Here is a 26,344-nt window from a genome sequence, read left to right as displayed (position 1 = left end):
GCGATTATTTTGCCTTCGGTGAGGATGGTTTTAGCCAGATGAAGATGGGATTCCGATGAAGACTGCCCTTTTGACCCATGCCGATTGTCTTGGCCATGTGACGCCGCAAGGACACCCCGAACGGGTCGCGCGGCTAGAGAATGTACTGCACGCACTTGAGGGGCTGGAACTGAACCGCGTCACTGCACCCATGGCGGCGGATGACGACCTGCTGCGGGTTCATCCGCAAAGCCATATCAGCGATATTCTCGATACCCGCCCCACCGAAGGGTTTGCTCAGATTGACGGGGACACGTTCATGTCCCCGGGTTCTGTCGATGCCGCCTATCGCGCAGCCGGGGCCGTGGTGCGAGCGGTCGATCTGGTTCTGGGCGGTGAGGCCCCGAATGCGTTCTGCGCTATTCGCCCGCCCGGGCATCACGCCGAGAAAGAAACAGCGATGGGATTCTGCCTGTTCGGCAACGCGGCGTTGGCGGCGAAGCACGCGTTGGATCACCATGGATTGAACCGGGTTGCGGTGGTGGATTTCGACGTGCATCACGGCAACGGCACGCAGGACCTGTTGTGGGATGAGCGCCGCGCGCTGGTCATCACCAGCCAACAGATGCCACTTTGGCCGGGCTCGGGGCGACCTGATGAGACCGGCGCGTTCGAGACGGTTTTGAACATTCCCCTGTCACCGGGGTCGGGCGGCGCCGAAATGCGCGCCGCCTATGAGGCACAAGCCTTTCCACGCTTGCGGGCGTTCAAACCGGAACTGATCATCATCTCGGCCGGTTTTGACGCGCATCAGGACGATCCGCTGGCCAATCTGAACTGGTCCACCGGCGATTTCGCCTGGATCACCGCCCAGCTGTGCAGGATCGCGGATGAGGTTTGTGATGGTCGTATCGTCTCGACTCTGGAAGGCGGGTATGATCTGAACGCACTGGCCGAGGCGACACGCGCCCATGTGGAAGAACTGATGAAGGCAGTCCGATGACCGATACCCCAGTTGAGCAGATGACATTCGAACAGGCGATGAAAGAGCTTGAGGCCGTGGTCGGCCAGCTGGAGCGCGGCGACGTGGCGCTGGATCAGTCCATTGCTTTGTATGAACGCGGGGCCGCGTTGAAAAAGCGCTGCGAGGATGAGCTGAAGCGCGCTGAAGAAAAAGTCGCCGCCATCACGCTGGATGCGGACGGTCAGCCAACCGGAACGACGCCCGTCGAAGGCCAGTAGATGTTTGACAAAAGTCTCGCGCAGGATGCGGCCCGCATTCAGGCGCAGTTCGACCTGGTTCTGGGTGCTCTGGACGATCTGCATGTGACCCGGGCGATGGCATATGCCACGCAAGGTGGCAAGCGACTGCGCGGGTTTCTGGTGCTGGAAACGGCGCGGCTTCACGGCATCGATGCCGACCGCGCGATCTGGCCGGCGACCGGGATCGAGGCGCTCCATGCCTATTCGTTGGTCCATGATGACTTGCCCTGCATGGATGATGACGACCTGCGGCGCGGACGTCCGACGGCGCATGTCAAATGGGATGAAGGGACGGCGGTGCTGGCAGGGGATGCGCTGCAGACTCTGGCGTTTGAGCTCTGTACCCGACCCGAGGTTGGCGCGGCCGAGGTACGGGCGGAATTGGCTCTAACACTGGCCAAAGCAAGCGGCGCGCAGGGGATGGTGCTGGGCCAGGCGCTGGATATCGCCGCCGAAACAGCCACAGACCCGCTGACGCTGGAAGAAATAACACGCCTGCAAGCCGGAAAAACCGGTGCACTGATCACCTGGTCGGCCTGCGCCGGGGCGCGATTGGCGCAGGCTGATCCTGCGCCGCTGCGCCGATATGCCCAAGCCCTTGGCCTTGCTTTTCAAATCGCCGATGACATTCTGGATGTCGAAGGTGACGCCGACAAGGCTGGCAAGCGCCTGCAAAAAGACGCGGATGCGGGCAAGGCGACTTTTGTCTCGCTGCTGGGTCTGGATGCGGCCAAGACCCGTGCTGCAGACCTTGTGGACCAGGCCTGTGCCGCCCTAGACGGGTACGGCGCATCGGCTGAAACCTTGAAGCAGGCTGCCCGCTTCGTTATTGCCCGGGACAGCTAAGCCAGGAACGCGCCAAATGTCTGACCGCCCGAATACGCCTCTGTTGGACCTTGTGAACCGCCCTGCGGACCTCAAGCAGTTCTCGGACGCGCAATTGCACCAGGTTGCGCAGGAATTGCGGGCCGAGACGATCTCGGCCGTGTCCGTTACCGGCGGCCATCTGGGGGCAGGTCTGGGCGTGGTGGAACTGACGACGGCGTTGCACGCGGTGTTCGACACACCGCGCGACAAGATCATTTGGGATGTGGGGCACCAATGCTATCCGCACAAGATCTTGACCGAGCGCCGCGACCGTATCCGCACCCTGCGCATGAAAGACGGGCTCAGCGGTTTCACCAAACGCAGCGAAAGCCCCTACGATCCCTTTGGCGCGGCGCATTCCAGCACCTCGATCAGTGCCGCTTTGGGCTTTGCTGTGGCGCGCGATCTGGGCGGCGTCACCCCCGAAGGTCTGGGCGATGCGATTGCGGTGATCGGTGATGGCTCGATGTCGGCAGGAATGGCCTTTGAGGCGATGAACAATGCAGGCCACTTGAAAAAACGCCTGATCGTGATCCTGAACGACAACGAGATGAGTATCGCACCGCCGGTCGGCGCGTTGTCCAGCTATCTATCGCGCATCTATGCCGAGGAACCGTTTCACGATCTGAAAGCTGCGGCCAAAGGCGCGGTGTCGCTGCTGCCCGAACCGTTCCGCGAAGGCGCCAAGCGCGCCAAGGAAATGCTGAAAGGCATGGCTGTAGGCGGCACGCTGTTTGAAGAGCTAGGCTTTTCCTATCTCGGTCCGATCGACGGGCACGATATGGACCAGCTGCTACCGGTCCTGCGCACGGTCAAGGCCAAGGCGACCGGTCCTATCTTGATCCATGTGCTGACCAAAAAGGGCAAGGGCTATGGCCCCGCCGAGCAGGCGCGCGACAAAGGCCATGCCACTGCCAAGTTTGATGTGGTGACGGGTGAGCAGAAGAAGACCCCGTCCAATGCGCCCTCTTATACCTCGGTGTTTGGCAAGGCGCTGGTGGATGAGGCCGGACGCGACGACAAGATTGTTGCGGTGACGGCCGCCATGCCCGACGGCACCGGGCTGAACCTGTTTGCGGAACGCTACCCCTCGCGCTGTTTCGATGTGGCGATTGCCGAGCAACACGGCGTGACCTTCTCGGCGGCGCTGGCCGCAGGCGGGATGAAGCCGTTCTGCGCGATGTATTCAACCTTTCTGCAGCGCGGATATGACCAGGTCGTACACGATGTGGCTATCCAGCGTCTGCCGGTGCGCTTCGCCATCGACCGTGCGGGTCTGGTGGGCGCCGATGGTGCGACGCATGCCGGGTCGTTCGACATCGCCTACCTGTCGAACCTGCCCGGAATTGTGGTGATGGCCGCGGCGGATGAGGCAGAACTGATGCATATGGTCGCCACCGCCGCTGCTCATGACGATGGGCCGATCGCATTTCGCTATCCGCGTGGCGAGGGTGTCGGCGTCGACTTGCCGGAACGCGGCGAGGTTCTTGAAATCGGCAAGGGTCGCCTGATCCAGAAGGGCGCACGCGTTGCTCTGCTGTCCTTTGGGACACGTTTGTCGGAGGTTCAGAAAGCTGCCGAGGCGCTGTCGGCGCGCGGGATCACGCCAACGGTTGCGGATGCGCGTTTTGCCAAACCTCTGGACCGAGAGTTGATCCTTGACCTTGCCGCCGGGCACGAGGCGTTGATCACCATTGAAGAAGGTGCAATCGGCGGGTTCGGCAGTCATGTGGCCCAGTTGCTTGCGGATGAAGGTGTCTTTGATCAGGGTTTGAAGTATCGGTCGATGGTCCTGCCCGATACGTTCATTGATCAATCCAGCCCGGACGACATGTACGCAACTGCCGGTATGAACGCCGAACAGATCGAGGCCAAGGTGTTGGCAGTGCTTGGTGTGGCGTCGATCGGTGAAAAACGGGCGTGACCTCCTTTCGGACGCGCTGCGCGGTATGGCTTGGGCCCGCAGCAGGCCACTTATTGATAAAGATCAGACCTTAAATTCCAATATATGATTAAATTTATAGCTTTATCGAAATGATCTGAGTCAAATTCGAATTCGTCGTGCTAGACTAATGATTGCGCATGGATGTCAGGAACGGCGTCCGTCGACCCAGAGGTAGCAAGCGAATGAACAAGCTAGCAAGCCGGCGCGCTTTTTTACGCGGCAAAGTGCTGCGTCCGGACCCGTCCGCTATCCGGCCACCCGGTGCCGTGGCTGACGGGTTTTTCGACCTGTGCGTAGACTGCGACGCCTGTATTGAGGCGTGCCCGCAGGACATCATCGCCCTGGACTCGCAAGGCTGGCCCGAGGTTCGTCTGGACACCAGCCCCTGCACCTTTTGCGGAGAGTGCGCGACCTCATGCCCGACCGGCGCTTTGGACCCTGAACAGATGGCCAACTGGCCGTGGCGGGCGAGCATCGGAGCGACGTGCCTGTCAATGAACGGCGTAAGCTGTCGCGTCTGTCAGGACGCCTGCGACGCGCGCGCATTGCGTTTTCGCCCGCAACTCGGCGGAAGGGCCGAACCGGTTCTGGACCTCGATGCCTGTACCGGTTGCGGCGCCTGCGCCAGCGCCTGCCCCGTCGGCGCCGTCAGTTTCGAGCGTCATGAACACACCAGCCCGGAGGGTGCGCAATGAATATTTGCGGCTGTCTTGTCCATGTCACGCCCGCCTTGGTGCAAAACACGCAGGACGCAATCAACAACGTGAACGGAGCCGAAGTTCACGCCGCCACTGATGACGGCCGCCTTGTCGTCGTCGTCGAAGACACGCCCGACCGTCTCGCCTCGGAGACGATCATGGATCTGCACCAGATCCCGGGTGTGATCACCCTGTCGCTGACCTATCACCATTTCGAAGACCCTGCGGAGACACGTCCGCACCTCAACGCTTCTCGCCAGATGTAACGCCGGAGACCCTATCATGACCATCTCTGAATCCCGCCGGACCTTCTTGAAATCAACCGCCGCCGCCGCGACGGCTTCGGCGGCTGGCCTGCCGCTTGCGACCGGACCGGCCGATGCGCAGATCGGGACCCCCGATATCCGATGGGACAAGGCCGCTTGCCGGTTTTGCGGCACCGGATGCTCGGTTCTTGTTGGCACCAAGAACGGGCGCGTGGTCGCAACGCAGGGCGACCCTGATGCGTCGGTGAACCGCGGGCTGAACTGCATCAAAGGTTATTTCCTGTCCAAGATCATGTACGGCAAGGACCGCCTGACCACGCCGTTGCTGCGCAAGACCAACGGCGAATACGACAAGAATGGCGAGTTCGAACCGGTCAGCTGGGACGAAGCCTTTGACATCATGGCCACCAAGTGGAAAGAGGCGCTGGCCAACAAAGGGCCGACCAGCGTCGGCATGTTCGGGTCTGGTCAATGGACGGTCTGGGAAGGTTACGCCGCATCGAAACTGATGAAGGCGGGGTTCCGGTCCAACAATATAGACCCTAACGCGAGGCATTGCATGGCTTCTGCTGTGGTCGGTTTCATGCGCACCTTCGGCATTGATGAGCCGATGGGCTGCTATGACGATTTGGAGGCCGCCGATACATTCGTGCTTTGGGGCTCGAACATGGCCGAGATGCACCCGATCCTGTGGTCTCGCCTGACGGATACGCGCCTGACCAAGCCGGGCTGCGAGGTCCACGTGCTGTCCACGTTCGAACACCGCTCGTTTGAACTGGCTGACAATGGCATTGTCTTTGCGCCGCAAACCGATCTGGCGATCCTGAACTACATCGCCAACTACATCATCCAGAACAACGCGGTGAACGAGTTCTTCGTTCGCAACCACGTCAACATCACCAAAACCGCGACCGATATCGGCTATGGCCTGCGGGAAACCAATCCGCTGCAGCAAGAGGCGGCGAATCCGGATTCCGGCGAGTTGGAAGCGATCAGTTTTGAAGAATACGCCGAAGCGGTTGCGCCTTATACGCTTGAATACACCTCGGAACTGTCAGGTGTCCCAGAAGAACAGCTTGAGCGGCTCGCTCAGCAATACGCCGACCCGACCCGCAAGGTCATGAGCCTTTGGACCATGGGGTTCAACCAACACACACGTGGGTCCTGGGTGAATTCGCTGATGTACAATGTGCATTTGCTGGTAGGCAAGATTTCCGAACCTGGCAACTCGCCTTTCTCGTTGACCGGTCAGCCCTCGGCCTGTGGCACCGCACGCGAAGTTGGCACGTTCTCGCACCGCTTGCCCGCTGACATGGTGGTCAACAATGATGAGCATCGCCAGATCTGCGAAACCGCATGGAAGATCCCCGAAGGCACCATTCCGCCCAAGCCCGGATTTCACGCCGTTCTACAGAACCGCAAGCTGAAGGATGGCGAACTGAACGCCTATTGGGTGCAGTGCAACAACAACATGCAGGCCGCGCCCAACATCAACGAAGAAGGCTATCCCGGTTATCGCAATCCCGAAAACTTCATCACGGTGTCGGACCCTTATCCCACCGTTACTGCGCTGTCGGCCGACCTGATCCTGCCCACAGCCATGTGGGTTGAGAAAGAAGGCGCCTATGGCAACGCGGAACGCCGCACCCAATTCTGGCGACAGCAAGTAAAGGCCCCGGGTGAGGCGAAATCCGACCTGTGGCAGCTGATGGAATTCTCAAAACGCTTCACCGTAGAAGAGGTCTGGGGCGAAGAGTTGCTCGCCAAGATGCCAGAACATCGTGGCAAGACGATGTTCGATGTGCTGTACGCCAATGGCTCGGTCGACCAGTTCCCGCTGTCGGAAACCGCCGACGGGTTCGACAATGACGAATCCGAACATTTTGGCTTTTACGTCCAGAAAGGTCTGTTCGAGGAATATGCCGATTTCGGACGCGGCCACGCCCACGACCTTGCCCCGTTCGAGACCTATCACCAGGTGCGCGGCATGCGCTGGCCGGTCGTGGACGGCAAGGAAACGCTCTACCGGTTCCGCGAGGGGTATGATCCTTACGTCCCTGCCGGGGCCGACGTCAAATTCTACGGGCATAAGGACGGCAAGGCCAAGATCATCTTTGCCCCCTATGAACCCGCCCCCGAGGTGCCGGACGAGGAATACGATCTTTGGCTATGCACCGGACGCGTGCTGGAACACTGGCATTCTGGTTCAATGACCCGTCGAGTGCCCGAGTTGCACCGGTCCTACCCGGGCGCGGTGGTCTATATGCATCCAGAAGACGCCAAGGACCGTGGCCTTCGCAAAGGGCAAGAGATCGTTTTGTCCACCCGTCGCGGTGAGGTCAACAGCCGCATCGAAACCGGTGGCCGCAACAAGGTGCCGCGGGGTCTGGTCTTCATGCCCTGGTTCGACGAAGGCCAGCTGACCAACAAGCTGACCCTCGATGCGACCTGCCCGCTGTCGAAAGAGACCGACTTCAAGAAATGTGCCTGCAAAGTGGAACGCGCCTGAACCGCGCCATCCGGACAAGCAACAAGGAACCTGCAAGATGAACAAGATAGTCACGACAGCCGCAGCCCTTCTGACCGCGCTTGGCACCATCGCGATTGCGCAAGAGGTTCGGGATCTGCGCGGCACGCCAGTGGATGCGCCCAGTATCGTGGATACGAAACTGCAATGGGAAGGCCGCGAGGGGCGAATGGTGCGAAACTACCGCCAGCAACCTCCGCTGATTCCGCATTCGACCTCGCAATATCAGATCGATATCCGCACCAATCAGTGTCTGTCCTGCCACGACTGGACCAAGGCTGGCGAACGCAATGCCCCCACCCTTTCGATGACCCATTATCTGGATCGCGAAGGCCGCGAGTTGGATCACATCGCGGGCACACGGTATTTCTGCAATCAATGCCATGTTCCACAGGCCGATACCGACCCGCTGGTCGAGAACGTCTTTGTCCCGTCCTACGACAACTGACCGAAACGGATCGAAAAAGGAGCACGTAAGATGGCAGACTCCCAAGACAACCGTGGATTCATCCGTCGTCTCTGGAACTGGTTCTGGAGCCCGATCCCGGTTCTCAGTGTCGGTTTCACCCTGATCGCCGGATTTCTGGGCGGAATCCTGTTCTGGGGCGGGTTTCACTGGACGCTCGAACTGACCAATACCGAGGAATTCTGTACCTCGTGCCACACGATGGAGGTCAATCTGGGCGAATATCGCGAGACCATCCACTACAACAACCACTCGGGCGTGCGCGCCATCTGTTCCGATTGCCACGTTCCGCATGAATGGAACCACAAGATCAAAGCCAAGATCATGGCGGTCAAGGATGTCTATCACGAACTGGCCGGCACCATCAGCACCCCCGAGAAATACGAGGCACACCGGCTGAGCATGGCGGCGGCGGTCTGGAAAAAGATGAAAGCCTCGGACAGTCGCGAGTGCCGGAATTGCCACAATTTCGACTATATGGACTTCACCATTCAGGAGGCCCGCGCCGCTTCGGAACATCAACGCGCCATCGACAACAACATGACCTGTATCGACTGCCATCAGGGCATCGCCCACAGCCTGCCTCCTGGATACCTGGAAGAGTACCAGAACGTCACCGAGGGCCTTAGCGCGCGCGCGGGCGACCGGCTCGAAAAACACGCGGCGGCCGGTGATGACATTCGCGATTTCCTGAACACGACCACTGACTGAGGTGGGGTAGATATGCTTGATATTCTTGGAACAATCGGCGGAAACATCCTCAGCCTGCCCGGCATTCTGGGACTGGCGCTGGGAATGATGACCCGCAAACTGTGGCTCGGTGCGCTGATGGGCGGTGTCATCGGTGTGCTTGAAACGCTGGTTTTTGCGGGCTGGCAATTCGCGCATGTTGAACCGCTGGAATTGGTGATTGCCGTAATCGTGGGCGTCTGCGCTGGTAGTCTGGGCACAGCGATCCGCCTGAAGGGCGCAACAGTCTAAGGGCCAGGCTTTGCGACCGGGCTTGTTGGGCCGACTTGGGTGGTAATCCGATCTGAATCCGACTTGCAAGACACGCGCCAACCGTCTAAATGCACGCTTGGTTTGCCTCAATAGCTCAACTGGTAGAGCAGGTCCTTCGTAATTAGCGGGTCCCCGCGAGAATGGCTTGCGAAACCAAAGAATTCGCGGCAAAGGAGTAGAACTAGTAGGGCCATAGTAGGGTCCCAAAAGCCGCTGTAGCTCAGCTGGTAGAGCACGTCATTCGTAATGATGGGGTCGGGGGTTCGAGTCCCTTCAGCGGCACCAGTTCTTCTCGAAAAATCGCGGAAAGTTAGAGGGTTAGGTGCCTACAGAACGTTACAATAGACCTGCGTTGGTCGTGTGTGTAGTCGGCGGGCCTAAACACTTTTGAGTGATGGTACTCGAGACGCTCTCGATGATTGTCGGTCAGAGGAAAAGGTTCGGTCCACTGCAGTTCGTCCACCGCTGAGGCGCTGGGAGCCGATGAGAAATCAGGGCGACCGCTGTCGTCAAAAGTGACCAGCCCACGATCGAAATCGGCGTCCCACAAAGCTGACAGTAGAAGTCCGATATGAACGCCTAAGCGCTCGGCGTCTGCGGGGCAATCTTTCCACGGAATTATGTGAGAGGCTCGAAGAAGTGCTGTGTCGGAAATTCCAGTCCGCGAGTTTAAACGAGTTGCGGATTTCGATACGATCAGCGATGAATTTGGTACCCACAGCGGTACCCAATCAAGACGCTTTGGCAGCTTGTCTGCCGTAAGTCTGTCAGTAACGCATAAGAGTGCAATTTTTGATCCAATCTAAATGAAACACAATTAACCATCTGATAATATGTAGAAAATCCCCGAACCATCAGCTATTTAACCATTTGCGTGCAGGCGAAACTCATAACCTTGCAGAAACACATGCAGGCCGACAAAAAAACACCCGCTGAAAGCGGGTGTCACAGCATGACTTCTGGAAGTGCTTAGTCTTGATCGCGCAACCACATCTCCAAGATAGCTTCGCGACGGAAGAACTCTTCATATTGCTCAATTGAAAAAGGTGAATGGTTTGGTTTGAGTTCAAATCGGTCAGTAAATGCTTTGCAGAAATGCCGTTTCTCAATCTTTCTTTGGCTCTCTGTTTTTGCCAATGTCAGAGCCTCAATCAAGAGTTCTATAACCAGGCCCCACCGGTCAGCGCAGGAATAAGAGAGGCGTTGGTGAAAATCTGAGTTGCTGATCTCCGCAAAATCTACGCTGACGCGATCGGCGTAGGCGAAGCAAAGCTTGTTCAGCTCGATCAGATCTTCTTCGCAAAGGGGGTCTATTTCATTGAAAGTGACAGTCCTGACTAAGTACCTTAGCTGTTCTTCCCGCAGGATAAATTCTTTGAGCTGCTGCACGCCGGAAAACACGAGCATTAAGGGCCAGGCAGGTTGCTTGAGGAGTGATTTGAAACAGTCAATCAGATTGTCTTGAACATCGGCTGACTTACCAGAAAAGATGTGCTGACATTCATCATAGTGTATGCAGACCACCCCATGAGCCTGGGCATGGAACGCGACAAGATCCCAAATCTGGCTTTGGTTCGAAGAACTTCTGCTATTGAAACCCAACTCGCTTAATGTGTGTGTCCCAAGCGATTTCCACGATGAAATACCGCGCAAAGTAACTTTGACCATTTTCGCGGGACGCCCATCCGGCATCGATAATTTGCAACGATCCAGCTCGTAACGAATCTGGTCGACTTCTACGGACTTTCCCACACGCGAAGGTCCAACAACAAGCAAGGCTCTGGCTTCAAACCCCTTTCCTGTTTCTTGTCGAATTTCCGCGTTAACGAAATAGTCCGTAAATGCCCATTCAACTGCTTCGTTGAGCCGATGCGTCCGTGGAAATTCATAGTGAGCATCCTTCAAAATCTTCAAATGCTTCGCTTTGGCTTGATTGACGAACGTCATTTGAGCTTGCCCTCCGAATTCGGTCGACCATACTCACGGACCGGCTGCATCGGCCGTGGCTCATCACTCGCGCTCGTCTGAGCATCCAACGCATCGTCGAAGCCATCGCCGATATTGTGGACGCCATCAGTGGTGAATTCAGAGCCAATCATTCCGGGTGGTATCGAACCCGGATGAGGGCCTTGATGCGGGCTCCGGGCATACACAATTGTATCAGCTTTGGCTTCAGCTTCTGCGATGGTCATAAAACTACGAGCAAGCTTTTTCTCTACACCCTTTCGTTCTACTTCGTCGAAACGTCGCCTCCGTGCCCGCGCCAACCGCGCTTCAAAATCTTTCGTCTCACCGGGTTCTTCAGCACAAGTCATCACTTGAAATTCAAGCGCCTCCGGGATGGTCAGGTCTGACAAAGCCGTCCATGCTAAGACACCAAGTATGGGTTCATTTCTACCCTCAACTAAAACGGTGACTTCATTGGCGTTGTCAGGATCTGAATAGACAGTGACCTTTCTATTTGGGCTGTCGCTTAATTCTTGAAGCTCTGGCGACCAATAAGGCAAACTAAATGCCGTGACCCCTTCGTCCGTAACTGTCACCTCACTTCGCCAGCCAAGTTGGATACGGCGATCCATTTCAGGTATCAACTGGATACAACCATATTCTTCATTGGCTCGCTCATAAGCTTTGATTGGGCGCATCCCACACATCGTCTTACCGCCGTGAGGCCTGAAAGGGTATTCATCAACAAAATACCTGGTAACTATTCCAAACAGTTCGTCTGTGTCGAAGACGCCATTCTTGGTTGGGTCATACCCTTTTAAATGCCCGGCCTTACGGCCGGTATAACCATGGATCAGGTTTGCAACCGTGCTTTCAAATGAATCAAAGAGTTTCTCGATGTGGGGTCGTTCTCCCGGACTGTAGGTTCGACAATCCATGGATTGAGAAAGTAGGCCGAGCGTTGCTTCTTTGACTTTTGAGTTGCGCAGGCCAGACCCGTTGTCCGTTTTAATTGCACCGATACCAACGGCAGGCATTGGATCGGATTCACAGCCGTAAACAACCTTTTCTTTGGTTTTATCCCGCGTAACCATTCGCAGAACTTCCAAAGTTGCTTCATGGCCTGGCTTGTCCGTCAATGCCCAGCCCAGTGGCATACGTGTGGCGACATCTAGTGCAACAATCAGCCACAACCTAGTTTTGATAATCTCTTCAATTTCTTCGACGGCAATCTTTTCTTCAGCGGTGAAACGTTCCCACCACCCCTGTTTTTTGCAGGCTGTCATCAACGACAACTTGCACTCGTCAATTTCAAGCAGCTCACCCACTTTAAGGGCTCTCGTGTCCGTGCGCCCTCTCATGCGAGCATTCGATGCAGCGTTCAATCCATCTCGGGCAACGGCCTGAGCGGTGGGACTAATCCTTGCTATACGACGCTGTATTGTTGGATAGGATACTGTCTTCAGTGGACGTAGGCCCAGGGCGTCTCTTTTGAAATTTTCTTCGGTTATCAGGGTTTGTAGCTTTGTCAGAACGGCCGCAGGCAGGGGGGCCTTTCGGTTTAGGTACGTTTCTTCAATTGCTTGAGCAATCAGTTCCCAAACGCGTGGGGACACACCGTGATTTGTCCGATTTCCGCGAAGGTGGGTCTTATCTGCTAAGACCATCTCATTGCAGCCGGAGTCATGGTAGTCTTCGCGATACTTCCAGATTGTCCGTCCCTGCGGCATCACCGCCACGTGTTTCGAAGAACCACCCCTAACTGCCAACCTTCCTTGTTCTCTGGAGACAATGGGGAGCCTTCGATAGAATTTCTGCGCCACCTCGATGATCTTCGGGACATACTCCTTTTTGTCCAATGCCGCAGCGTACACTTCCAGCCCGCTGGCTTCCAATGCGTCAACGCCAAAGATAAGCGCCTTGCGGAAATCGATCTGATCGCGCGCTACCGGTGACAGTGTATCCTTGAAAGTGCGACCACCGTCTCTAACCTTTGCGGCAGCAGCAGACACAGAACTCAAAAACTGCCCCGTTGACGCTCCAGGCATTGTCAGAAAGCTCAAAACTTCGTTGTAGCTCCATACTACACAGGATCCGTTGCTTTCATTGATGATGTCAAAGGCATCGTCACTCCGCGCAATCGCGGTTCGTGTTTGCCCGGCGATCATAAGCTTCGTTCTGTCCTCAATTGAGTAGTTAGGTTTTTTCATGGCACCGCTCTCCAAAGCCGAGAGTGATGGCAGATCACGGCATCCATGTTTGCCGCCAGCACGCCATTGGCAATCAGACGCAGACATGAATCGAAAACACGCGCGTTTGAGATTTCTACCAGTTTTCCAATGTCTGACATTCTCCACAGGTTCGGCAGCCGCTCTACTGCCTGCGAAACAATTTCATCGGCAAGTGGATCAGGTTCAAAGCAAACGGCGCGGTGCATTCTTCGTAGATTGTCTCGGCGCGGTCGCGAATACGCGTCAGCATCAACAACGGCGAGTTGGTGCGCTTCCTCTCTGGGCACGGCCAGCTTTATCGCTTCAATCTCGTCCTGAGTTTCAGCTTTCTCCAAGCTTCGCCGGTTGCGCACAAAAACAAATCTCTTGAGACCTGATTTGAAGGTAAGGCGCAGGTCAATCGTATGGCTGCGCCGTCGGCCGGCTGGAAACTCATATCCAAACTCGACCGGTTGAAATTCAACATCATAGATTTGCGGGGGAACGAGCGCTTCTTCCGCAACCGCAGCCTCTGCAGCACTCTCAGCTGCGCCGACCTTGGGCACCCAACTATTCGCCATTGTCTTGTAAGGCAGCATAACTTTTTGAGATGTATTGCTGACGGAGATTGGGTTGCGAACACCGCTGAATGGCAAGAGACCATAAACAGGACCAAGCTCGATTTTTCCCGCAGACCTGATCTTGGGCAAGCCGTAAGCCCAGGCATCGTGTTCGATATGCAATTCATCGCGCATCATTCGGCCCCCGCGTATTTGATGGTGGACGCTGATGAACTTGTCGCGTTGGGGCGTAGTTCCCGGTACAAACGCTGAACAACGTGTTCGAAATGCCGGGCGGGACTCTTTAGTACATAGTTGCAATCAGAAAACGCAGATCTCGAGTAAATTATGCTGACCCCACTCGGAAGCGGCAGAGGGCTGACTTTGAGGCAACTGAGTTGAGAATAGACACCCTGTGCCTGTACGCCGGCATCAGAAGCGAGCAGGCCCAACGTGACATGGTCTTGCAGGAATTTCTGCAGCGACTGACCACTAACTATGCCGATCGGGCGCCTCGTGTGACTGCGGTTGATCGTTTTCGAGTTCAGAAAACCCCGGTTCACCAAGAATTTTATGGTCGTATCGTTGATGCGTAGCAGCCGCTTTAGCTCGGCTTTGCTGAATCCATTCGGCGGCTCTAGTGTTAGCTGATTCCAAATCTCTTCAGGGTCCGCATACAGCCCCATAAATCCGAGGCGGCGGTCAGAATACACCAGGGAACTTAGTTTTCCTGAAGCGATGATGTCGAGAATCTCATCTACCGGACATCTGGTTTTTCTACACAACGACGTCAAACACTCGTAGTTGGCCGGTACGCAGCTAACTTGGGTCGCTTGCTTGAGAACATCAGCCCAAAATGCTTCGATGTCATCGGGATGATAACAGCAGTTCATACCCGGCAAATTGAAACGAGCTGCGAGCTTTCCTGATTGGCGGACTCTTTTGAAACCATCGTAGCTGAGCCCCAGTTTAGCAGCGGTTTCGGTGGTTGAGAGACACTGAGCGAACTCTACTAGCTCATTGCGATACTGCTCAGCCGAAAAGGCAACGCCAATGTCAAACGTGTTGTGCGGCAACTTCTTTGCAATCAGGAACTTTCTGAGGCGACTGATGGTAACGCCGAATTCTGCCGAAGCACTGACAAGATTATGGACTTTGCGCTGCGCGCAATCTCGGCCGAACAGATTGTGGCCCGACGCAAACGGGTAGTGATCAAAGGCAAACTTCGACAGACAATCGAGCAGTATTTCATAACGGGCATCGCTGTGATCGACACGCGACAACCAGCATGACAGAGCACCAAAGTCTTTGTGAAAATTCTTGGCGGACGTTGTAGAGCGCTTGGCAATCAGCTCGAATGTCGAGCACAAATCATCAATGCGCGAACCCGCCGCTTGAAGACCTACACCACAAGCCTGTGACATCTGCTCTTCGGTAAGTGTTGTTGGCCTTGTATGGGCGCCAAACTCAAGCACGACACCAAGTGTCATGATGAACTTACAAGCAATGTCCAAATCCAGGCGGTCGACCCAAGATGCGCTGGAGCCGCCGGTCAAGCGGGTGATCAAGTAGGGTTCGACCACAGCTTGCTGTGTTTGAGGTTTCGCTTCTTCTGCAGCTGCGAGAATCCTCTGATGATGATCTGAAACCCTACCCGCGAAATCGTAGGGTGACCTGGGATATTCTGATGCCGGCAGCGTCAGGATCTGCAGCGAATGGCGAGGGCAAATTCGAAATCCGCTTAGCTGCCACTCTACGCGGCCATAAGCTGCATCTGCGCAATCTTGTTGGATGTCCTCCACGTAACATGCAGGACACAAGCGAAGATCTTGTCGCCGGGTTGTCCAAGATGTGAGCGTTTGGCCATTTACGGTGTATCGCTGGTAGCCTTGGGTCTTAACTGCAAACCGTTCAAGATCATCGGCACTCGTGCCGACTAAGAAACCGACATGTTGAAGCGTTGCTCCTTTTCCGGTTACGACGTCGATCCATTTGATGCCCATATGGCGGCAAAAATCCTGAACCGTCGCGCAGCCGTTGCGCACAGAAAGACGGGACACAAAAGACTGCGGCGTTTCTCTCTTTTGAAGACTGACACTTAGCGCAAGCGGTCTGACACTATGTCCAGCGTCCGGCAGATGTGGTTGCCTGTTGTGAAAATAAGGTTGTTTCCCTGGAGTTTTACTCAGCACGTGCCTCTCCTGTTTTCGTACAGGTCAAGCGCTTTGGTGGCCTGGTGAGGACACCAAAGGCTTGACTGTTAGCTCGAAAAAGGGGATCAAGGAAGTCAGAGAAGGGTGTCCTTGATACCCGGATTTTTAAGGGTTCGGAGGCTGCAACCTCCGGACCTTTTGCATTTATTCGGTGTTCATTTGTCCTCCTTCTTTTGATAGCGCGTTGGCCAAAGGTCGGCCGCGTCACAGTCCAAATGCCTGGCGATGGCAGTTTCAACAGGTCGACTACGGCATCGCCCCTGTGAAACATATGTCACCAAAGTTGGAGATTTTTTGAGCTCGCGAGCTACCTGGGCAAGCGTGACACCACGCTCATGCAAGCGATCTAGGATTTGTTTATGCAGCTCTATATCTAGTGTCATCATAGCAGGGAGACCACCGAATGCAGGCATTAAGCTTAATTCTCTTTTATGTTCTGCAACGCTCAAGAATCCCCTGTCAAGAGTATCTAGGACAGTCATGCTGACATAATTAAGTTAATGATTAAATTGACTTTTTACATATGAGCTGACTTTTTCTGTTGGATTCTCCACATGTTACTTCGTAGCTGAATAGCTAAGTCCCGAGAATACTTTGAGAAAGCTCGACAAGATTTAGTTATCACACTGGGATAGCAGGCGAACACAACATATAGATATTGCCATCGATTTTTTTTCGGTATTTTGGTCAGTAAGATCATTGCCGCTAACTGATACCGGAGAACATGTCATCAATAGTATCGAGGAAGAGTACGCTTTCGCAAAGGACAGCAAAGCCCAATTTGCATTGCTGCAGGAGGCATTTTCAACCGGCGACGACGAAAAGATTGACCAAGTACTGCTCACTGTAACTTACGCTAGGGACAATCTGCGCAACGGGATTCTTGAAATGCTTAGAGACCACGTAAAACTGGACTCCCAGGATCCTTGAGCTTCGAATTGGGGCAAGCCGCATCGCAGGTTTACAGGGAGAGTCGCAGATTCGTGTCAAAAAACCATCGCGGCGTCTGGCCTAAGGGGACTTGTTAGCTTTGGCAGGTGTGGGCAACGAATTAGTCAACTTATCTGCACGAACAGTCGCCTAAATCATGCTTGCGGCACGAATGCTTGACAAACTGAGCATGCTTGATGTACTTAGCAAAGAAGGAGGCATCGCATGAAAGATCTTGCAGCAGCACTTGGAACAGACCGGAAGAGCAAGGGGCTGACACTTCGACAGGTTGAATCCGCTACGGGCGTTTCGAATGCCTACGTCAGCCAGCTCGAGACTGGGAAGATCAAGACGCCGTCACCGAGCACCTTACACAAGCTGTCGGTCCTCTACGAGGCATCCTACGAGGGTTACATGAGTTTGGCGGGATATCCTGTACCCAAAGGATCGGGCCCGGAATTGCCAAAGACAGCCAGTCAACTTGCATCCCGGATTGGTGATGTTAGTCCCTCTGAGGCCGATGCATTGATTGACTACCTTAAGTTCCTTCGCCAACGAAGTGCGGAACGTTCATGATTTGGTCCTACTCTGCACAACGAACCTTCGCACGATGTCAGCGACAATGGTTCTACAGCAACTTTGCAGCGCAGCCACGGGTCAAAGACCAGGTAAGGCGTCGAGCACTGTACTACGGCCAGTTGAATACAATTAGCGCGTGGCGGGGCAGATTGGTTGATACGGTTATCTCGTCGCATGTGGTGCCATCGCTCAGTGATCCACTGAACGAAGAGCCAATGAGCTTGCAAGCCGGCCTTGGCATTGCCCGCCGATTGTTCGACGAGCAGAGAGCGTATGCCGAAATCCATCGCGCGGCCACCACAGATGTGACGATCAGCAAAGAAGGGGACAAGTTCGCACTCCTCTTTGAAAACGAGTTTCAAGATCCACTGTCTGAAGTCGATTTCCAGCGCGCCTGGATGGAAGTCGAGACTTCGTTAGCAAACTTTTGGAAATCAGAAACCATTTGGTCTGTTCTGAACGAAGCAACAGGTCTGGTTTCTCAGCCACGCTCCATAAGCTTTGAGCTAGCAAATGGCGCCAAGGGTGTCGCGTTTCCCGATCTAATTGCTTTTTTCGCGGACAAGCCACCAACAATCATTGATTGGAAGGTTCATGCAAACGCCGGGAACAATGCGCGCAGACAGCTTGCGGTATACGCTCTCGCGCTGAGTATGTGCAGCAAAGCACATTTTGATTTCCCGCCCAATTGGCAGCGGCCGGCTACCGAGATTGACCTCATCGAGGCACAACTGCTCCTAGATCGGCTGACACATTATCAGCTAGACGAAGAAGATGTCGCGGATGTGGAGACGTTCATCGCATCATCATTTTATGAGATGGAGTGCCTCGCTGAAGGAAAGAAATACGCCGAATTAGATATCAGTGACTTTCGAACGGCTCATGACGGCACAGCTTGCGAAGCCTGCGTATATCAGGCCCTTTGCATGGAGGTAGTTCAATGACTTTAGAGACAACGCTCTTTCCACTTGAAGGATTAGAAAAGCTGACAGCGTCTTATCAGTTGTATGCGGTCAAAGGGCTCAGTGGCCTAGATGAAACGGAGTACCACAAGAACGTAAATCTCCTTGTGCGACGGTTGTCTTTCACGATGAGGGCACCTTTTGTCGCGCTGACGCGGGACGATGAACAGTTCATTGCGGTGCCGAGCGACGTAACCGACTTTCCCGTCGATCATCGCGTTGTTCGAGCGATGGTAAAATTAGTACCAACTGGCCAACCGCTACACCTCCGGTTCGACACTTCTGATGACGAATATGATGGGTTGCGCTTAAGGTATCTAGATTTCGTTCTGCAGCGACCGCTTTTCGCTAACCATCACCTTTGGCAACCCGGCTCAGGACAACCGTTCTTCCACAAAAAGCCGCTCAAGCGTCTTGATGACATAGATCTTTACGATGGTGTTTCAGTCCGTGCGGCACGCCACCCAGAGGGTGGGTTTGGCATTGTATGTGACGCACGCAGCAAGTTCATCACACGCGCACCGATCGGCGCGCGCTCAGATCGAAAGCGCCTCGGCAAGCTCATCAAAAGAAGCTGTCTCTACAAGATGGGGGACTATTGGTATCAGTTCCGGATCGACGCGGTATCAGACTGGAAAGTCGGTGAGCCCTCACTGTTCGAGGGCGATGTCCCGATCAGTTTGGCACAGCAGCTCGTCAGAACCGCAGGCAACGCCGCGCCCAAGAGCGTTATTGATCTTGATCCGGATGGGGGTGCATTGGAGTACTTCACTTCGACCAACGAGCGACGCATGGCACCGGCAGAGCTTTGTTTCTTGATTGAAGATACGCATGGGAAAAGAGCGGCGCGCTTTCAACGTCAAACAATCCTATCGCCATCGGAACGACGATCCCGGGTGAATGCTTTCATCAGGCGCTACCTGTCTGACTTGGACATCGGCGATGTAAAGCTATCGGTCGGTTCGCGCGCACATGCTTTCTTCACCGAGACGCACTTGCCACCGGCATTGAGCTTCGGAAATGGTGTGGTATTGGCTCCAGACTCTAGCAAAGACCGCTTTGTTGCGATGCAAGAATATTCGAGCAAGCGTCGGACAATGATGCTCGATAAGAAAGTAGGATTCTACCATCAGGCGCCGCTGCCGCCGCAAACACTACTAGTACCGGAAAGTGTCAACAAAAGCTGGGGCACCGCATTTGTCTCAGACTTCATGAACACCGTGCAGGACCTTTATCCGGCTGGCGGATACCGTCCAGACGTCGTCGAATACAAAGACAAAGCGCATGGAGGGGGAGTGCCTGGCCAGATGAAGGCACTCATTGAAGTCGCCGAACGCGGTGAGATACTGTCCGGCGACGTTCTCGTTATGCTGAACAGGATCAACGGAGCGCCTAGATCGCAGGACAAGCTTGCAGCCATGGTGTGTAATGAGTTTGAGGCTCGGTACGGGAAGCGCGTCCAAGTCATCCATTCTGATAGCCCCGGTCGTGGCTATAAACGGGTGTTCAGAGATGACAAGCCTGTTTACGTCCAGCAAAAAGGACGTGGGATGAACATAAAGGGCTACCTTAAGGGGGCCGCTTTGAACAAGGTATGCCTTGGAAACAGCCGCTGGCCGTTCGTCCTTAAAAACCCGCTTCACGCAGATGTCGTGATCGGGATAGACGTGAAAAACAACATGGCCGTATTCACCATGGTCGCCGAGGGAGGTCGGATCGTCAGAGTTCAACGGTCCCGTTCGAGGCAGCGCGAGCAACTGTTGGAAGGGCAGGTAACGCAAGTGATAACGGAGATGCTTGCAAAGGATCTCCCCGACATGCGGAACCCGATCCGACGGGTCGTTATTCATCGCGACGGGCGCGCCTGGCAGCCAGAGATTTCCGGCGCAAGAAGGGCTTTTGCCGCGATGGCTGAAGATGGCCTGGTAGCAGCCGATGTCGAGGTGAGCGTCTTTGAAGTCTTGAAGTCATCTCCGGCACCATTGCGACTCTTTAGTTTCGAAGAACCTACAAAAGGCAACCCGAACGGTGTGATCAATCCTGTCTTGGGTTCATGGTTAAAACTCTCCGAGAAAGACGGGTACATCTGCACAACCGGTGCCCCGCTATTGCTCCAGGGAACCGCGGATCCGCTGCACGTGCGACGAGCGTTTGGCACCATGTCGATCGAAGACGCTCTGAAAGATGTGTTCGATCTGAGCTGCCTGACGTGGCCTAAGCCTGACGGATGCATGCGGTTGCCTTTGACCATCAAGCTTTGCGATATTGCGCTCTTTGATGACGCGGCGGACTACGACATGGACGTGGTGCGCTTTGCCGATGGCAATACAGGGGAGGCCTCCGCGTGAGCGGAGATACGCGTCTATCGGTTGTCGCGGACCGACTAGACGAATACAGCCTAATGGCAACAAAAGCCCGACGAGCAACATTGTCACTCAGTACGCCGGATACGACGTCATTGTCGGCATTTGCAGATCTGCTCGTGCCACAAAAGCGAGAAAACGCAACTCTGGATGCGGTTGTGTTTCAGGTTTTTTTGCGAACGCGTCTCGGGTTCAAGGACGCAGACTTGAGAGAACTTCGGCAAAGCCTTTTGGACGGAAGCATCTCAGAGAAAACAAGCGAACGCTTGAGGAGCATAGCTGAGTCTCTAGAGAACGAACGAACCTCCGCACGACATCGTTACGGAGGCGCTTAGAAAGATGGTGTTTGATCTCTTTCTGGGGGCGGTGCTGCAGGTCAAGAAACGCGCGCTCCATTTGCAGGAGGTCGCAGTTGCAAATCCGCGCCCGGATCTACGGGATATCCAAAGGCAGTGTCTTGAAAGGCTGAAAAACACATTGGCCGACATCGATCTGCTTTTTTCGGATATCGAAGACATTTGGCGACAGGATGCGTCGGTAGCCCTAGACCTTTACAGACATCTTTCTGATCAGGTTTTCATCATCGAGCGAAATGGCGTCTTCTCCTTGATCCATTCGCCAAAGAGCGACGCATTTTTGACCCGACTGACGCAGCAGGTCTGCAGCGACATAGGGTTTCCCGTGCTTGCACCGACCGTGAGCCAAACATCGCGCACTCACTATCGTTTCGAGCGGCGGTTTAATCTTATGTTTGTTCCGCCCTTGGAGAGCCGGTTTCTGCTCCACTTGCCGGATCTCTACCATGAGCTTTGCCATCCGCTGTTCTCAAAAGAGTACAACCAACTGCCCAATTTGAAGCCTTTTCGAACTCAGTTCTCGACCATGATGTACGACAGGAGCCAAGCACTGACGCAACAGATGCAAGAACTTGATCGGAGGGAAGGACCTGCGCAGGAAATGGTTCGTTTGAATGCATGGCTTGCATCTTGGGCGCCGGACTGGCTGGAAGAATTCTACTGTGACCTCTTTGCGGTTTTTACGCTCGGACCCGCATATGCTTGGTCGAATTGTCATTTGTGCCTCAAGCTTCCGGGAAATCCTTTCGCGACGCCAAGCCAAGCGAAAGTAGAGCACCCGCCAAATGCCGCTAGAATGAATGCTATGCTTGTGGGCTTGCGACGTCTTGGGTTCGATGACGATGCCGATCGTTGCTCCGCACTGTGGATCAACCAAGTTCAAACAACAGGACATGCTGAAGACATGGCGTTTCGCCAGTGTTTTCCGGACGTCATTCTCGAAGAAGTTGTAAGCAGCGCGTTTATGGCCTTCGAAGACATCGGACTAAAGCGTGCCGAACCTAGCAGGCTCGTTGGTGTCGCACTTTGTCTAAACCAGGCTTGGGACAGTTTCTGGGCGGACCCGGAAGGTTTTGGAGAGTGGGAGACGAAGGCCGTCGAGCACCTGCAGAGGGAGCTGTCTGGCGGTGTATCTTGACATATGCCCTAAAATTACTATAGTTCCTATAGGTTCTCACAAACTTCTAGGACCTATAGGTTCAAGATAGCAGGTAGGGGATAGAGATGAAACTCGACTTTTCGGACCTCCCAGTAGGAAAAAAAGGGCTGTCATCTGAGTTGATAGATGAGATTTGGGCACAGGTAAGTGGTTCGCTCGAACGAAAGGGCGTAGAAGAGTTCCGTCGAGAGCAAAGAGAAATCGTCGGTCGAGTAAGCCACAACACTGCCGGCGCAATTCTGACGTCTTACGGGAAGGAAGTCGCGACTGTTCTCCCTATTCAGTATTCGAAAGTCGCGGTAGCGCTCGTGCATCTGATGGAAAACGCGCGCGTAAACGCAGCTATGGATGAGGCGGATCGAAACCCAGATCAGACTTTCTATGATCTTGAAAACGTAATCGCTGAACAGGGTAAGTAAGAGGCGCGATAAGGTCCGTTGAATCATTCGAGACGTGTTATTCTGGGAGCCACCGCACGAAGCGTGTTTAACGGTTTAGATCAGCGCTCTAGAGACGTGCTGATCCCGGAGCTTCGCTCGTTGGTAGCTAACCCCATTCCACCAGATGCGATACCGATATCGAACGAGTTGCCTCGATACCGGCTTCAGGTCGCAGACCTCACTGTGGGCTATGAATACGACGGAAGCCAGGACGTGGTTGAAGTCAAAGTGATCCTGCCCGACTCGAGTCGGGAAACGGATGACTCGCTGATGCTCCAACTCATGCAAGGTCTCACAGGCATCTAACTTGCGTCCTGCAGTCTAACCGTTCCAGCCAACCAGTAACGGCTGAACTCATCCACAATGATTACCTTGCGCTTTGCTCTGCCGCGGGACAGCTTCGCTCGTGGAAAATCACCCAATATGCTCATTTCTGATGCACTGCTCCCTTCGACGGTCTGAGATACTTGCACCCCATCGCCTGATCCGATGGCAAATTCTGTTACTGTCGCATCTTTGATCACGACACTATTGAGCTTCACAGCGTTGCCCGAATCTTTGGAGACGGAAAGCCGAATGTGGAACCGCTTTTGACCGTTGCCTGAAAGCCCGCCAGTGAGCATGACATCCGCGTCACTCAAGACGAACGACAATTCGGGGCGTGTCTCATCTTTCTTTCGAAAGGATGGGAAAATCCATCCCCGGCCAATTGCGTCCACCGTAATTGCCACCAGCCCGACGATCAAAAGCAGAATAAAATAAACCGGGGGAATATCCGTACCGCCTTCAACTCCACCCTGAAGGATGCCGCCTCCCGGAAAAGTTGCTGATAAGCTGAACGAGATGTCCGTCACAAAGCCGGCGAGCCCGGTGAGGGCGGATGTAGTGCCAATCGCCAGCTGTCGATTGCGTGGATTGGCCAGCAAAACAACGAGTGCGACCACGAGTAAAACAACAAGTGCTAGCTTCCACATCCCATTTGGAGCGTACAACAAGAGAAAAAAAAGTGCCGTTGCTCCGACGCCAGCGCCAAGGGCTATCCAAAGCCAATTGTCGTTACCAGTTCGTCGCGACACGGTCCCGGCTCCCTCGTTCTCTACTACGTTTGGCTAATCTGCATGGAGTAGCCGGAAAAGTTTGGGCCGATTGCACCGGCGAAAGGCACTTTTGGGCCCCAAAATAAGCTTATGCTATGGACAATTGTGTCCGGGGGTAAAGGGTCTATATTCGCGTCCTAATAGCCTTCGTACTGATAACTAAAGGGCTTCTTATTTAGTGGACGATGTCGTCCATATGGGTCATGGACTTGAAAGTCCACTATCTAGGACAAATATGTCCATAGGTACATCTTATAAAGCTCTTACATTGCACAGTTTTATGCCTCATCTGATGAGCAGACGCAATTAAAACGGAGGCGGAAATGTCAACCGAAACCAAAAATGTCATTCCCATCAGCAAGAACCACAACAAGGAAACAGATGATCCTCGGACACTCTCAAAGAAATGGGGGAAAGCAACGGTCGATTTAGGCTACACAGTAGTCCCCTCTGCCTTGCTGCGCGGCCAAGCGCGGCTTGGTATAGGTGCAAACGAACTGGCAGTCCTTATCCATTTGATGGACTATTGGTGGAGGCCCGAGGACATGCCTTGGCCCTCAAAGGGCAAAATCGCCGAGCGCCTAATGGTCAGTACAAAGACAGTGCAACGTGCAATCGTCAATCTTGAAGCTGCCGGACTCGTCCTACGCAAGGAACGTTATCACAGTACGGGCGGGCGAACTTCTAACGAATACGATCTTTCTCCGCTTGTGAAGAAACTCCAACCAATTGTCGAAGACATGCAGCAAGCTGAGAAGTTGGCAAAAGCGGCGAAGCGGGCAGCAGAACGTCCCGGCCTAAAGAAACGCCGTTCGCGGGCTTGATAGGGGTATATTCATGGAAAACGAAACGAATTACCGCCGCATCATGCTCGTTATAGCGGTGCTTGCGTTACTCGTCAGTGTCGCTCAACTCGTCGCCTAGGTGGGACGAATGTCCCACCACTTCCTTTGCTTCTACTACGCAAGCGGTGGTCTTTGAGCGTTCCTCTGAACTTTGGGCGCGCATCCTGTTGGCTGCTGCAGAGTACGGCGGCGTTGAAGGGTTGCACTGCAGAACTGGCGACAGCGATTGATGGTTCAAATGGGTTTGTTTAACCAGATTTGATATAACCTGCACCGATCAATGAGATTTCAAATGCCCACGCGTATCCAAAAAGCAAGATTTGATGAGTTTACATTTGGATTTAGAGGCTCGGGTGACGAAGAGAACTGGAACGAGGTCGCATACTGGTCGACACACGACTCAGACGCTTTGGCGGCGCTTTTTTATGTAGAGAAAGCTGATAGTTATTTAGGGATGCTGTGCCTGCGAAACGATCAGCACAGGTTTGTCCCTTACGGACCATTGATCCCATTCCGAACTTTGCGGGAGGGTGAGACTTCTATTTGTCAGAAACTCAAAGGAATTGAAGAGAGGACTACCGAACTGGCCTGTCCAGCCGGCGAGGGAAAGCCGGGCGTCGATCTTTTCACAACAAGTCATGACGGAGAATTGAGTCCTGTCTTTGTTAACATCCGGGATACGGAGCATTCGCAGGCAGCAAGACAACAGCTTCAAGAGATCGCGCATTGGTTCGTCGATGGGGACGGTAACTTTGTAAGAGAATTTCAGACAGCCGGTACGGACGCGCGTCTTTGGGAGTTGTACCTATTTAGGGTGTTTCATGCGTTAGACATGAAAATTGACCAAACGGTCGCGATACCCGACTTTGCTTTGGAGCTAGATGGCCAGAAATTGTTCGTCGAAGCGGTCACTGCGAACGCCCGTAGCAACAAGGTTGTGGACTTGACAGCAGGCCCTACGCCGAGGCCGGATGATTTCTGGAAGTTCATCGAAAACGACATGCCGATTATCTTTGGTTCTCCGCTCTTTTCAAAGTTGCAGAAATCCTACTGGGAGAAGGAGCATGTGAAGGGCTATCCATTTGCTCTTGCCATTGCCGATTTTCACGCGCCGGGTTCCATGATCTGGTCCCAAACTGCGCTTTCAATCTATCTGTACGGAACCAGCGTTGAGAAGGTCCTGGGTCCTGACGGACAGCCGGTCGCGATGCCAAAACCGCTTCAAACACATGTCAAGGGCAAGAAATCAATTCCAGCGAACTTCTTCGCTCAGCCTGGTAGCGAGAATATTTCGGCTGTGATTTTTTCAAATGCGGGTACAAAAGCAAAGTTCACTCGCATGGGAACTCTAGCAGGATTTGGTGATCCAACAGTTGCGGTTAGAAGAACCGGCACACTTTCTAATCCAGAGCCCGGAGCTCTAGAAGGAATTCCATTCGACCTGAACATTGAGAATGGTGAGTACGAGGAAAACTGGGCAGATGAGCTTGAGATTTATCATAATCCGAATGCCCTTGTCCCATGGCCAGATGAGAACCTTATACCCGCAGCGACCCACTTTCGACAGATGGACGATGAACTAGTTTGGAGAGGTGCGCCATTCCGAGTCCTGAATTCATTCACAGAAGTGAAGTCCAAGCCCCCCTTTTCAGTCGGATAGCTGATTTGAC

The 26,344-nt window shown here is 54.3% G+C and carries 24 protein-coding genes and 1 tRNA gene; 18 read left to right on the top strand and 7 right to left on the bottom strand.

What is annotated here, in order from left to right; genetic code table 11:
* Positions 1–55 precede the first annotated feature (55 nt).
* The 11 genes from ACR0JA_RS21575 to ACR0JA_RS21525 all read left to right on the top strand — a co-directional run bounded on the left by ACR0JA_RS21575 (position 56) and on the right by ACR0JA_RS21525 (position 9,298).
* Positions 56–982: a histone deacetylase family protein gene (locus tag ACR0JA_RS21575; protein WP_480579535.1), complete on the top strand. Its 927-nt coding sequence runs from the start codon at positions 56–58 to the stop codon at positions 980–982.
* Positions 979–1,221, top strand: a complete 243-nt coding sequence (locus ACR0JA_RS21570) for an exodeoxyribonuclease VII small subunit (RefSeq protein WP_010443127.1) — start codon at positions 979–981, stop codon at positions 1,219–1,221. Before ACR0JA_RS21575 ends, ACR0JA_RS21570 begins: the two co-directional genes overlap by 4 nt.
* Positions 1,222–2,088 carry a polyprenyl synthetase family protein gene (locus ACR0JA_RS21565; RefSeq protein ID WP_480579533.1) on the top strand — a complete coding sequence of 289 codons (867 nt, stop codon included), beginning with the start codon at positions 1,222–1,224 and terminating at the stop codon, positions 2,086–2,088. It abuts the gene before it with no gap.
* 16 nt (positions 2,089–2,104) lie between these two features.
* The gene (gene dxs, locus ACR0JA_RS21560) at positions 2,105–4,033 is read left to right on the top strand and encodes a 1-deoxy-D-xylulose-5-phosphate synthase (protein WP_480579531.1); all 1,929 of its coding nucleotides are present in this window, start codon (positions 2,105–2,107) and stop codon (positions 4,031–4,033) included.
* Positions 4,034–4,236: 203 nt separating this feature from the next.
* A complete protein-coding gene (gene napF / locus ACR0JA_RS21555) occupies positions 4,237–4,749 on the top strand; it encodes a ferredoxin-type protein NapF (protein ID WP_480579529.1) in 513 nt (170 codons plus the stop codon).
* Positions 4,746–5,018 (top strand): chaperone NapD, encoded by a 273-nt coding sequence (locus tag ACR0JA_RS21550; protein WP_480579527.1) that lies wholly within the window; start codon positions 4,746–4,748, stop codon positions 5,016–5,018. Before napF ends, ACR0JA_RS21550 begins: the two co-directional genes overlap by 4 nt.
* 16 nt (positions 5,019–5,034) lie before the next feature.
* Positions 5,035–7,527 (top strand): nitrate reductase catalytic subunit NapA, encoded by a 2,493-nt coding sequence (napA, locus tag ACR0JA_RS21545; protein WP_480579525.1) that lies wholly within the window; start codon positions 5,035–5,037, stop codon positions 7,525–7,527.
* Between the two features lie 37 nt (positions 7,528–7,564).
* Entirely contained in the window at positions 7,565–7,993 is a 429-nt protein-coding gene (locus tag ACR0JA_RS21540) for a nitrate reductase cytochrome c-type subunit (RefSeq protein WP_480579523.1), read from the top strand.
* 30 nt (positions 7,994–8,023) lie between these two features.
* Positions 8,024–8,722, top strand: a complete 699-nt coding sequence (locus ACR0JA_RS21535; RefSeq protein ID WP_480579521.1) for a NapC/NirT family cytochrome c — start codon at positions 8,024–8,026, stop codon at positions 8,720–8,722.
* A gap of 12 nt (positions 8,723–8,734) precedes the next feature.
* A complete protein-coding gene (locus ACR0JA_RS21530) occupies positions 8,735–8,992 on the top strand; it encodes a hypothetical protein (RefSeq protein WP_480579519.1) in 258 nt (85 codons plus the stop codon).
* A gap of 230 nt (positions 8,993–9,222) precedes the next feature.
* Positions 9,223–9,298 (top strand) — tRNA-Thr (locus ACR0JA_RS21525).
* Between the two features lie 25 nt (positions 9,299–9,323).
* Here ACR0JA_RS21525 and ACR0JA_RS21520 read toward each other — a convergent pair.
* The 6 genes from ACR0JA_RS21520 to ACR0JA_RS21495 all read right to left on the bottom strand — a co-directional run bounded on the left by ACR0JA_RS21520 (position 9,324) and on the right by ACR0JA_RS21495 (position 16,326).
* Positions 9,324–9,668, bottom strand: a complete 345-nt coding sequence (locus tag ACR0JA_RS21520; protein ID WP_480579595.1) for a hypothetical protein — start codon at positions 9,666–9,668, stop codon at positions 9,324–9,326.
* 314 nt (positions 9,669–9,982) lie between these two features.
* Positions 9,983–10,960, bottom strand: a complete 978-nt coding sequence (locus tag ACR0JA_RS21515) for an AAA family ATPase (protein ID WP_480579517.1) — start codon at positions 10,958–10,960, stop codon at positions 9,983–9,985.
* Complete coding sequence (locus ACR0JA_RS21510) at positions 10,957–13,170, bottom strand: Mu transposase C-terminal domain-containing protein (RefSeq protein WP_480579515.1); 2,214 nt, start codon at positions 13,168–13,170, stop codon at positions 10,957–10,959. The genes ACR0JA_RS21515 and ACR0JA_RS21510 overlap by 4 nt, the downstream gene beginning before the upstream one ends.
* Positions 13,167–13,925, bottom strand: coding sequence for a hypothetical protein (locus tag ACR0JA_RS21505; protein ID WP_480579513.1), 759 nt, complete (start codon positions 13,923–13,925; stop codon positions 13,167–13,169). Before ACR0JA_RS21505 ends, ACR0JA_RS21510 begins: the two co-directional genes overlap by 4 nt.
* Entirely contained in the window at positions 13,925–15,922 is a 1,998-nt protein-coding gene (locus ACR0JA_RS21500) for a TniQ family protein (protein WP_480579511.1), read from the bottom strand. The genes ACR0JA_RS21505 and ACR0JA_RS21500 overlap by 1 nt, the downstream gene beginning before the upstream one ends.
* Positions 15,923–16,098: 176 nt before the next feature.
* A complete protein-coding gene (locus tag ACR0JA_RS21495) occupies positions 16,099–16,326 on the bottom strand; it encodes a helix-turn-helix domain-containing protein (protein WP_480579593.1) in 228 nt (75 codons plus the stop codon).
* A gap of 772 nt (positions 16,327–17,098) precedes the next feature.
* Between ACR0JA_RS21495 and ACR0JA_RS21490 the strand changes: the two genes are divergently transcribed.
* From ACR0JA_RS21490 to ACR0JA_RS21470, 5 genes are all read left to right on the top strand, one after another.
* On the top strand, positions 17,099–17,449 hold the full coding sequence (locus ACR0JA_RS21490) for a helix-turn-helix domain-containing protein (protein ID WP_170674386.1): 351 nt from the start codon (positions 17,099–17,101) through the stop codon (positions 17,447–17,449).
* Entirely contained in the window at positions 17,446–18,396 is a 951-nt protein-coding gene (locus ACR0JA_RS21485) for a PD-(D/E)XK nuclease family protein (RefSeq protein ID WP_480579509.1), read from the top strand. Before ACR0JA_RS21490 ends, ACR0JA_RS21485 begins: the two co-directional genes overlap by 4 nt.
* On the top strand, positions 18,393–20,762 hold the full coding sequence (locus tag ACR0JA_RS21480) for an argonaute/piwi family protein (RefSeq protein ID WP_480579507.1): 2,370 nt from the start codon (positions 18,393–18,395) through the stop codon (positions 20,760–20,762). The genes ACR0JA_RS21485 and ACR0JA_RS21480 overlap by 4 nt, the downstream gene beginning before the upstream one ends.
* A 354-nt stretch (positions 20,763–21,116) precedes the next feature.
* Positions 21,117–22,271 (top strand): hypothetical protein, encoded by a 1,155-nt coding sequence (locus tag ACR0JA_RS21475; RefSeq protein WP_480579505.1) that lies wholly within the window; start codon positions 21,117–21,119, stop codon positions 22,269–22,271.
* 86 nt (positions 22,272–22,357) lie between these two features.
* Positions 22,358–22,711 (top strand): hypothetical protein, encoded by a 354-nt coding sequence (locus ACR0JA_RS21470; protein ID WP_480579503.1) that lies wholly within the window; start codon positions 22,358–22,360, stop codon positions 22,709–22,711.
* Positions 22,712–23,034: 323 nt separating this feature from the next.
* On the opposite strand, the gene ACR0JA_RS21465 is transcribed toward ACR0JA_RS21470, so the two are convergent.
* Positions 23,035–23,808 carry a hypothetical protein gene (locus tag ACR0JA_RS21465; protein WP_480579501.1) on the bottom strand — a complete coding sequence of 258 codons (774 nt, stop codon included), beginning with the start codon at positions 23,806–23,808 and terminating at the stop codon, positions 23,035–23,037.
* Between the two features lie 344 nt (positions 23,809–24,152).
* On the opposite strand from ACR0JA_RS21465, the gene ACR0JA_RS21460 reads away from it, so the two are divergent.
* Entirely contained in the window at positions 24,153–24,653 is a 501-nt protein-coding gene (locus tag ACR0JA_RS21460; RefSeq protein WP_480579499.1) for a helix-turn-helix domain-containing protein, read from the top strand.
* Positions 24,654–24,966: 313 nt separating this feature from the next.
* Positions 24,967–26,334, top strand: a complete 1,368-nt coding sequence (locus tag ACR0JA_RS21455; protein WP_480579497.1) for a hypothetical protein — start codon at positions 24,967–24,969, stop codon at positions 26,332–26,334.
* The last annotated feature ends 10 nt before the right edge of the window (positions 26,335–26,344 follow it).

The organism is Ruegeria sp. AM4 (genome assembly GCF_056540665.1).
The sequence above is the reverse complement of the archived record's forward strand: the minus strand, read 5'-3'. Positions and strand labels throughout refer to the sequence as shown.